The organism is Streptomyces sp. NPDC020379, assembly GCF_044387105.1.
GTDB lineage: Bacteria > Actinomycetota > Actinomycetes > Streptomycetales > Streptomycetaceae > Streptomyces.
In genome coordinates, this window is sequence record NZ_JBIRVR010000025.1 from 93,098 (window position 1) to 102,229 (window position 9,132).

Genomic DNA, 9,132 nt, shown 5'->3' on the forward strand with positions numbered 1-9,132 from the left:
TGGCACGCTCACGCAGGCCGGAAGGGCTTGCATAGCGTCCCGATGCCATCACGTGATCAGGCTGTGACCGCCCGTTCGAGCAACGTCAGGGCGTGCCCCGGAAGTTCCGCCCTCCGGTCCGCGGCGCCGCTCAGCCAGTGCACGCGGCCGTCCCGGCGGAACCACGAGTCCTGCCGCCGCGCGAACCGCTTCGTGGCCCGTACGGTCTCCGTGCGCGCCTCCTCCTCGGTGCACTCCCCCGCGAGGAACGCGAGCACCTGCTGGTAGCCGAGCGCGCGCGAGGCGGTGCGTCCCTCACGCAGGCCCTCGCGCTCCAGGGCGCGCACCTCGTCGACCAGTCCGGCCTCCCACATGCGGTCGACGCGGACGGTGATCCGCTCGTCCAGTTCCGGTCGCTCGACGTCGACCCCGATCTGCAACGCGTCGTACACAGGCTCTTCACCGGGCAGGTTGGCCGTGAACGGCTTTCCGGTGAGCTCGATGACCTCCAGAGCGCGCACGATGCGCCGGCCGTTGCCCGGCAGGATCGCGCGGGCGGCGGCGGGGTCGGCGGCGGCGAGCCGTGCGTGCAGCGCGCCGGGGCCCCGCTCCGCCAGTTCGCCCTCCAGGCGCGCGCGTACGGCCGGATCCGTGCCGGGGAATTCGAGGGCGTCGATCGTGCCCTTGATGTAGAGCCCGGACCCTCCGACGAGCACGGGGGTGCGGCCCTGGGCGAGCAGCCGGTCGATCTCGGTGCGGGCGAGGCGCTGGTACTCGGCGACGCTGGCGGCCTCCGTGACGTCCCAGATGTCGAGCAGGTGGTGCTGTACGCCCTGCCGCTCCTCGGGCGTCAGCTTGGCGGTGCCGATGTCCATGCCCCGGTACAGCTGCATGGAGTCCGCGTTGACCACCTCACCGCCCAGGTGCTGGGCGAGGGCGACGCCGAGATCGGACTTGCCGGCCGCCGTGGGGCCGACGACGGCGATGACCCGCGGGGCGGGACGTGCGTTTTTCACCGGGTTTTTCACCGCATCAGTCTCGCAAACCTTTGGCGCACCCCTCGAACGAGCGACGTGACGCGACGCTGTCGGTTTCGTTGCCTGTTGCGAGGTTCCGAGAGTCGGTTCACGGACCGCTGTCCGGAAGCGGCGCAATGGAACGCTCCGGGCGACGCGGGGCTTCTCTCACACCAGTAAGGTAATGGAGTAGATATGGGCGTGTTTTCAAGGTTTCGCCGCAAGAAGGCCGAGGCGTCAACCGAAGAGGCGGCGGCAGCCACTCTGACGGCGGAATCGGCCGACGAGACGGCGAGTGCCGAGACCGCCGAGGCGGAGCCGGAGAAGTCCGGCGAGGCCGAGGCGGAGGCCGCACCGGCCGAGGGAGTCGAGATTCCCAAGCAGCAGTCCGCGGAGAAGGCGGCGGACAGCGAGGCCGGTGAGGGCGCCCGTAAGTAGCTTCCGACCAGGAAAGACGAGGGAAGGCGCCATGGGCCTGTTGGACAATCTCAAGGCCAAGCTCGGTCCCGTGAAGGACAAGGTCGGCGACCTCGCGCAGCAGCACGGGGACAAGATCGAGCAGGGGTTGGAGAAGGCAGCCAAGGTCGTCGACGAGAAGACCAAGGGCAAGTACAGCAGCCAGATCGAGACAGGCACCGGCAAGGCCAAGGACGCCCTCGACCGCCTCGCCGAGAAGGACGGCAAGGACGACGGGCCGGGCTCCACGGCCTCCTGAGATCTCGTCGACGGCGGGCCGCGGAGCATCCGCTCCGCGGCCCGCCGTCGTTTACTTTTCCTATGGGGCGCAGCCGCCCTGTGTGCCGTTCTCCCGGCCGTACGGGCAGCGGAAGGCCCAGGAACCCGTCCGGCGGCCCCACGCCGCCTGGGCGCCGCTCAGGGCGGATCCCCGCTAGGACCAGGTGGCGACGAAGTAGCCCACTCCGTAGGGGGCGTCGTCGTGGAGCAGTTCGCCCTTCAGGCCCGCGCCCTCGCCCGCGCCCGCGAGCACCTGCCAGGGCGCCCGTCCGGCGGCCTTCAGCCCGTGGGCCAGCTCCGCGTCGAGCGCGGCCAGCGCGGCGGTGTCGGCCGCGCCCAGCGCCCGCGCGGCGCCGGCGTCGAAGCCTTCGGCCCGGTCGTCGAGATAGCCGGGGGCCTTGAGCGTCCGGCAGGCGCTGCCGTCGCCCATGACCAGCAGCGCGACCCTCTCGTCCCCCGCGACCAGTTCGCGGCCGGTCTCCAGACAGCGCGCGGCCTCCAACGTCCCGTCGACGCCCAGTCCCTCGACGGGCGCGGCGGCCCAGCCCGTACGCCCGAGCAGCCAGCCAGCGACGGCCAGGGACTGCGGCAGTTCCCGGTCTCCCGTGAGGCCGCCCGGTCCGAGCCGGACGTCGGCCTCCACGCCGAAGGCCCGGAACGATCCGGCAGCGCCCTGGGGGTACGCGCCCTGTCCCGCGGAGCCGGCCGGGCCGAGGACCACGAGCCGGTCGGGGCGCGCCGCGGCCAGCACCGCCACGGCGTCCAGGCACGCGGCCCGCAGGCCGTCGAGCTCGGGCGCGGCCCCGGAGGCGACCTCGGGCACCAGCAGCGGCGGACAGGGGCAAACGGCAGCGGCGACGAGCATGTCGGCACCCTAACAAGCGCTGTACGGCGTCAGGGGAGGCCGACGCGGGCCGCCCGCCTCGGGGCCGTACCCGGAACCCCGCCGTCCGTCAGTCGCAGCCGCAGCCCGCGGCGACCGGAGCCGGCGTCGGGGCGGGGGCGCCGATCGTCGGGATGCCCAGCATCACGCCGGCCGGCTTCTCGGCGGGCGCGGCGTTGCGCTTCTCCCAGGCGTCACCGGCGCGCGTGCGGCGGACGGCGATCGCGGGGCCCTCGGCGAGCAGATGGTGCGGGGCGGCGTAGGTGATCTCGACGGTCACCACGTCGCCGGGGCGCACCGGCTCTTCGGGCTTGCTGAAGTGGACCAGGCGGTTGTCGGGGGCGCGGCCGGACAGGCGGCGGGTCGCGTCGTCCTTGCGGCCCTCGCCCTCGGCCACGAGGATCTCCAGGGTCCGGCCGACCTGCTTCTTGTTCTCCTCCCAGGAGATCTCCTCCTGGAGGGCGACCAGGCGCTCGTAGCGGGCCTGCACGACCTCCTTGGGGATCTGCCCCTCCATGTCGGCGGCCGGGGTGCCCGGGCGCTTGGAGTACTGGAAGGTGAACGCCTGCGCGAAGCGCGCCTCGCGCACGACGTGCATGGTCTGCTCGAAGTCCTCCTCGGTCTCGCCGGGGAAGCCCACGATGATGTCGGTCGAGATCGCCGCGTCGGGCATGGCGGCGCGGACCTTGTCGATGATCCCCAGGAAGCGCTCCTGGCGGTACGAGCGGCGCATCGCCTTGAGGACCGTGTCCGAGCCGGACTGGAGCGGCATGTGCAGTTGCGGCATCACGTTGGGCGTCTCGGCCATCGCGGCGATGACGTCGTCGGTGAAGTCCCGGGGGTGCGGGGAGGTGAAGCGGACGCGCTCCAGGCCCTCGATCGCGCCGCACGCGCGCAGCAGCTTGGAGAACGCCTCGCGATCGCCCATGTCGGAGCCGTAGGCGTTGACGTTCTGCCCGAGGAGGGTGATCTCGGTGACGCCCTCGGCGACGAGCGCCTCGACCTCGGCGAGGATGTCGCCGGGGCGACGGTCCTTCTCCTTGCCGCGCAGCGCCGGGACGATGCAGAAGGTGCAGGTGTTGTTGCACCCGACGGAGATGGAGACCCAGGCCGCGTACGCGCTCTCGCGCCGGGTGGGCAGTGTCGAGGGGAACGCCTCCAGGGACTCGGCGATCTCGACCTGTGCCTCTTCCTGGACGCGGGCGCGCTCCAGCAGCACCGGGAGGGAGCCGATGTTGTGCGTGCCGAAGACGACGTCCACCCAGGGGGCCCGCTTGACGATGGTGTCGCGGTCCTTCTGGGCGAGGCAGCCGCCGACGGCGATCCGCATCCCGGGCCGCTTCGTCTTCATGGGAGCCAGTCGGCCGAGGTTGCCGTAGAGCTTGTTGTCGGCGTTCTCCCGCACCGCGCAGGTGTTGAAGACGACGACGTCGGCGTCGCCCTCGTCGGTGCCCTCCGGAGAGCGGACGTAGCCCGCGTCCTCCAGCAGACCGGAGAGCCGCTCGGAGTCGTGGACGTTCATCTGGCACCCGTAGGTGCGCACCTCGTATGTTCCCTTGACGTCCACTGCCTGGCTCCGGTCACCGCTGCTGGTCATTCCTCAAGGGTAAGGGGGCCCCGGAGAAGCTCCTGCCAGAGGTCAGGAACGCGGCTGACCGGACTGATCGGCGCGTTCCGCCTTCTTCTCCTTGATGCGCACCGCTTCCTTGCGGACCTCTGCCTGCGTGGCGCGCTCGCGCTGCAGCCACTCGGGGCTGTCGTTCTTCAGCGCGTCGATCTGCTCGGTGGTGAGGGCCTCGGTGACACCGCCGCGCGCGAGGCCCGAGATGGAGACGCCCAGCTTCGCCGCGACCACCGGACGGGGGTGCGGGCCGTTGCGGCGCAGTTCCACCAGCCACTGGGGCGGGTCGGCCTGCAGCGCGTTCAGTTCGGCGCGCGTGACGACACCCTCCTGGAACTCGGCGGGGGTGGCCTCGAGGTACACACCCAGCTTCTTCGCCGCGGTGGCGGGCTTCATCGTCTGGGTGGTCTGGTGCGACTTCATGGTTCAAGGGTATCGAGCATGTGCGCTACCTCCGACCACGAGCGGCTAACCTTGCGGAGTGACAGGCTCGGATGTATCCCCTTCGTTCCGGCTCGCCTATGTCCCGGGGGTGACGCCCACGAAGTGGGTGCGGATCTGGAACGAGCGGCTGCCCGAAATCCCACTCACTCTGGTCGCGGTGCCCGCCGCCGAAGCGTGTGAGCTGCTGCGCGGCCGCGGTGCCGACGCGGGTTTCGTACGGCTCCCGGTCGACCGGGACGACCTCAGCGCGATCCCCCTGTACACCGAGACGACGGTCGTGGTGATCCCCAAGGACCACCTCGTGGCGGCGGTCGAGGAGGTGTCCACCGAGGAACTGGCCGACGAGATCGTGCTGCACCCCCTCGACGACACCCTCGACTGGGAACAGCTTCCGGGGCGGCCCGCCCTCGAGCGTCCCGCCACGACGGCGGACGCCATCGAGCTGGTGGCGGCGGGGGTGGGAGTGCTCGTCGTCCCGCAGTCGCTCGCCCGCCTGCACCACCGCAAGGACCTCACGTACCGGCCGGTCACCGACGCCCCCGAGTCGCGCGTCGCGCTGTCCTGGCCGCAGGAGGAGACCACCGACCTGGTGGACCACTTCATCGGGATCGTGCGCGGGCGGACCGTCAACAGCACGCGGGGCCGTCCCCTGGCCCCCGCGCAGCCGAAGCAGAAGCGTCCGGCCACGGGCGGCGCGCAGCGCAAGCCCGCGGCCACCAAGTCGGCCGGGAAGAGTTCACGGGGCGGGTCCGGCGGCGCCAAGGGCGGGAAGAACCCGCGGGGCGGGTCCGGCGCTCCCAAGCGCGGCAAGCCCCGCCGGCGGTCGTAGCCCGTCAACCCACCGGAGCCGGCATACCGGCTCCGTCCGCCCTCTGCCGAAGCCTTGCCGGGCCTGGCAGGATCCGCCCATGACTCTCCGGCTCCCGCGCCCCGGCCGCCGCCGCGCCCTGCAGACGGGCGTCGCGGCCGCCGCCGTGCTCGCCCTGCTGGCGTGGTGGCTGGTCCCGCTGCACGGCTCGTCGTCACCGAGCGGCCGGATGTCGTTCGCGACCGGGGTGCCGACCGGCGTGTACGCGAAGTACGGCGACCTCCTGAAGGAGGATCTCGGGCGGGACATGCCCTCACTGGAGGTGCGACTGCGGCGCAGTCAGGGGTCGCTGGACAACCTCGGGCAGCTCACGTCGGGCAAGGCCGATTTCACCCTGGCCGCCGCCGACGCCGTCGCCACCTACCGGGACCGGCGGGAGCCCGGCTGGGCCGGACTGCGGGCCTGCGCGCGGCTGTACGACGACTACATCCAGCTGGTGGTCCAGAAGGACTCACGGGTGCAGTCGGCGCGGGACCTCAAGGGGATGCGGATCGGCGTCGGCACGGACGAGTCAGGCGTGCAGCTGATCACCAGGAGACTGCTCGAGGCAGCGGGGCTCGACTTCACCAAGGACATCGTGCCCGTCCGCGTGGGGATCGACCGGATGCCGGCGCTGCTGGAGCAGGGGCGGATCGACGCGTTCTTCTGGTCGGGTGGACTGCCCACCAACGCCGTGCAGAGTCTCGGCCGGCGCCTGTCGATCCGGCTCGTGCAGCTGGGCGACCTCATAGAGCCGCTGCACGCGCTCGGTCCGGAGACGCGTTACTACAGGGCGGCCGTCATGCCGGCGGACGCGTATCCCGAACTCCACGCCGGCCAGCCTGTGAAGACGATCGCGGTCGCGAATCTCCTCATCACGATGGACCACGCGGACACCGGTCTCGCGGAAAGCGTCACCCGGTCCGTCATGAACAGTCGCGACCGTATAGGGCAGAAGGTGCACGCGGCCCAGAAAGTGGACCTCCGTACGGCGATTTTCACCGACCCCCTGGATCTGCACACGGGCGCCCGCCGGTACTACCTGTCGGTCAAGCCTTAGCGGCCCTCCCCCGGCCGCCGATCGTTCGCCGGAGCGAATCACCGGCCCCCGCTGCCCCGTCGGCGGCACGGTCGCGCGGCACGCGGATCACCGCCCGCAGGCCGTGCGGGGTGTTCGAGGCGTACGAGAGTGTGGCACCGCCCGCGGCGAGGAGGGCTCGGGAGATGGACAGGCCGAGGCCGGACCCGTCGACATTCTGATGGCGGCTGCTGCGCCAGAACCGGTCACCGATCCTGGTCAGTTCCTCCTCGGTCAGACCGGGGCCGCCGTCGGCGACGGTGATGGCCACCGTGTCCCCGTCGACCGTGACGCCGACGTCCACCGCGGCGCCCGCCGGAGTGAACTTCAAGGCGTTGTCCACCACGGCGTCGAGCGCGCTGGAGAGTGCCACCGGGTCGGCCCAGCCGGTCATGGCGGACGGCCCGCTGTACGCGAGGGTGACCTGCTCACGGTCGGCCACCGGCGACCAGGCGCCCACCCGGTCGGTGACGATCTCGGCGATGTCGGCCACCTGGAGGTCCGCGGAGGCGTGCTCGGCCAGGGCCAGGCCCAGCAGGTCGTCGAGGACGCGGGCCAGGCGCCCGCCCTCGGCCCGTACGGAGGCGATCTCCTCGTGCCCTTCGGGCAGGTCCAGCGCGAGCAGATCGATGCGCAGCAGCAGGGCCGAGAGCGGGTTGCGCAGTTGGTGCGAGGCATCGGCGACGAAGGCGCGCTGCTGCTCCAGGACCTCCTCGACGTGGTCGGCCATCTCGTTGAACGAACGGGCCAGCCGCCGCAGTTCGGGCGGCCCGCTGTCCACCGCCACACGGGAGTTCATCCGCCCCGTGGCTATGCCGTGCGTGGCGGTGTCGAGGGTCCGCACGGGCCGCAGCACCCAGCCGGTGAGCCGGAAGGCGGCCGCGACGGCGAGCAGCATGGCCGCGGTCTCGCCCGCTCCGAGCAGCAGCCAGGAGTGCAGGATGCGGGACCGCAGCCGGCCGGTGGGCGAGTCCGTGACGACCACGGCGACGACGTCTCCGTCGCGGATGACGGGTGAGGCGACGGTCAGCCGACGGCGCTGGAAGGGCCACACCTGCCCGGGGTCGTGGCTGCGCCGTCCGGCCAGGGCCTCCTGGAACGCCCGCTGCCCGTCACCCTGGTCGGGTACGGGCCAGTTGGCGGGAGCGACGGCCATGGCGCTGCGGTCGCGGTAGAAGATGCCGACGCGGATGCCGTACAGGCCCTCGTACCGGGCGAGTTCGGAGCGCAGGGTGCCGAGCCGTTCGTCCTTGCCGGCCGCCGGATCGAAGGGGCGGGCGGTGACGTACTGCGCGAGGGAGGCGAAGCGCGCGGTGTCGTCGATGCGGTCGACGACCAGCCGCTGCTGCTCGGCGGCGGCGATGCTCGCGGCGAGCGGGAAACCCAGCGCCAGCAGCACGCCGGCCAGCAGGACGATGAGCAGCGGGAGGAGTCGGGTGCGCACGGTCTCGTACGGCCGTCACGCGGCCGGGACGACGATTTTGTAGCCGACGCCACGGACCGTCTCGATGAGGGCGGGCATGCCGAGCTTGGAGCGGAGCGAGGCGATGTGCACCTCCAGGGTGCGCCCGGTGCCCTCCCAGCTGGTGCGCCACACCTCGCTGATGATCTGCTCGCGGCGGAAGACGACACCGGGGCGCTGGGCGAGCAGCGCCAGCAGGTCGAATTCCTTGCGGGTAAGGGGAACGGGCGTACCGCTGACGGACACCTCCCGGTTGGGGAGCTCGACGGTCAGCGCGCCCAGGTGCAGCGCCCGCGGGCCACCGAGGTCGCGGGTGTCCTCGGCGCCGTCCTCGACGGGCGGGGTGCGCCGGGCGACGGCGTGGATGCGCGCGAGGAGTTCACCGGTGTCGTAGGGCTTCACCACATAGTCGTCGGCGCCCAGGTTGAGGCCGTGGATCTTGGAGCGGGTGTCGGCGCGGGCGGTGACCATGATGACGGGGGTGGCGGTGCGCTTGCGGATCCTGCCGCAGACCTCGAAGCCGTCCTGGTCGGGCAGGCCGAGGTCGAGCAGGACGACGGCGAAGGGCACGCCTCCGGCGGGCAGCAGCGCCTGGAGGGCCTCCTCGCCGCTGCGGGCGTGGGTGACGTCGAATCCGTGCCGGGCCAGCACCGCGGACAGGGCGGCGGCGACGTGGTCGTCGTCCTCCACGAGCAGCAGTCTCAATCCGCGCCCTCCGTCCGGCCGTGGTGTCGCAACACCGCATCCACGCTGATGGACGCCCACCCCGTCAAGAGGGTTGCGGGGGTGAAGGAGCTTCCGTTACCCACCCGGTACGCCCGTACTCCCCGCGTGCGCGCCTCCGCGCCCCCTTCACGCAGAGTGTCCCTTTGCCGCCGGATCGTTATGCTCAATTTCAGCTCAGATGTAATGACGCTGGTCGTTCCCGCTGATTAGGGTCCTCCCCAACCGAGGAGGATGGAGCGAGGAACGCCGATGAGTTTCCTGAGTCAACCTCTAGGCCGCCACGGACTCGTCGGCTGCCGCTTTGATCTTGCCGTTGGCTTGGTGGATGTCGGGGTCGTAGC

Annotated in this window: 10 protein-coding genes; 4 read left to right on the forward strand and 6 right to left on the reverse strand. The window is 71.6% G+C overall.

Features of this window, described 5'->3' with window-relative positions:
• Positions 1-56: 56 nt before the first annotated feature.
• Positions 57-995, reverse strand: coding sequence for a tRNA (adenosine(37)-N6)-dimethylallyltransferase MiaA (gene miaA, locus ACH427_RS27300; RefSeq protein WP_398873527.1), 939 nt, complete (start codon positions 993-995; stop codon positions 57-59).
• A 195-nt stretch (positions 996-1,190) separates the two neighbouring features.
• Here miaA and ACH427_RS27305 point away from each other — a divergent pair, with 195 nt between their 5' ends.
• Both ACH427_RS27305 and ACH427_RS27310 read left to right on the forward strand, forming a co-directional pair.
• Positions 1,191-1,433 carry a gliding motility protein gene (locus ACH427_RS27305; protein ID WP_398873529.1) on the forward strand — a complete coding sequence of 81 codons (243 nt, stop codon included), beginning with the start codon at positions 1,191-1,193 and terminating at the stop codon, positions 1,431-1,433.
• Positions 1,434-1,464: 31 nt separating this feature from the next.
• Positions 1,465-1,710 carry an antitoxin gene (locus ACH427_RS27310; protein ID WP_398873531.1) on the forward strand — a complete coding sequence of 82 codons (246 nt, stop codon included), beginning with the start codon at positions 1,465-1,467 and terminating at the stop codon, positions 1,708-1,710.
• A gap of 174 nt (positions 1,711-1,884) precedes the next feature.
• Here ACH427_RS27310 and ACH427_RS27315 read toward each other — a convergent pair whose 3' ends face one another.
• The 3 genes from ACH427_RS27315 to ACH427_RS27325 form a co-directional block, all read right to left on the reverse strand.
• Complete coding sequence (locus tag ACH427_RS27315) at positions 1,885-2,595, reverse strand: class III extradiol dioxygenase subunit B-like domain-containing protein (RefSeq protein WP_398873533.1); 711 nt, start codon at positions 2,593-2,595, stop codon at positions 1,885-1,887.
• An 88-nt stretch (positions 2,596-2,683) separates the two neighbouring features.
• Complete coding sequence (gene miaB / locus ACH427_RS27320; protein WP_398873535.1) at positions 2,684-4,210, reverse strand: tRNA (N6-isopentenyl adenosine(37)-C2)-methylthiotransferase MiaB; 1,527 nt, start codon at positions 4,208-4,210, stop codon at positions 2,684-2,686.
• Positions 4,211-4,252: 42 nt separating this feature from the next.
• Entirely contained in the window at positions 4,253-4,657 is a 405-nt protein-coding gene (locus ACH427_RS27325) for a DUF5997 family protein (RefSeq protein WP_398873537.1), read from the reverse strand.
• Between the two features lie 58 nt (positions 4,658-4,715).
• On the opposite strand from ACH427_RS27325, the gene ACH427_RS27330 reads away from it, so the two are divergent.
• Positions 4,716-5,507, forward strand: a complete 792-nt coding sequence (locus ACH427_RS27330; protein WP_398873539.1) for a LysR substrate-binding domain-containing protein — start codon at positions 4,716-4,718, stop codon at positions 5,505-5,507.
• 79 nt (positions 5,508-5,586) lie between these two features.
• Positions 5,587-6,585, forward strand: coding sequence for a TAXI family TRAP transporter solute-binding subunit (locus tag ACH427_RS27335; protein WP_398873541.1), 999 nt, complete (start codon positions 5,587-5,589; stop codon positions 6,583-6,585).
• Here the strand turns inward: ACH427_RS27335 and ACH427_RS27340 are convergent.
• Both ACH427_RS27340 and ACH427_RS27345 read right to left on the reverse strand, forming a co-directional pair.
• Positions 6,575-8,047 carry an ATP-binding protein gene (locus ACH427_RS27340; protein WP_398873543.1) on the reverse strand — a complete coding sequence of 491 codons (1,473 nt, stop codon included), beginning with the start codon at positions 8,045-8,047 and terminating at the stop codon, positions 6,575-6,577. The genes ACH427_RS27335 and ACH427_RS27340 overlap by 11 nt on opposite strands.
• Before the next feature lie 15 nt (positions 8,048-8,062).
• Positions 8,063-8,770 (reverse strand): response regulator transcription factor, encoded by a 708-nt coding sequence (locus tag ACH427_RS27345; RefSeq protein WP_398873545.1) that lies wholly within the window; start codon positions 8,768-8,770, stop codon positions 8,063-8,065.
• Between the last annotated feature and the right edge of the window lie 362 nt (positions 8,771-9,132).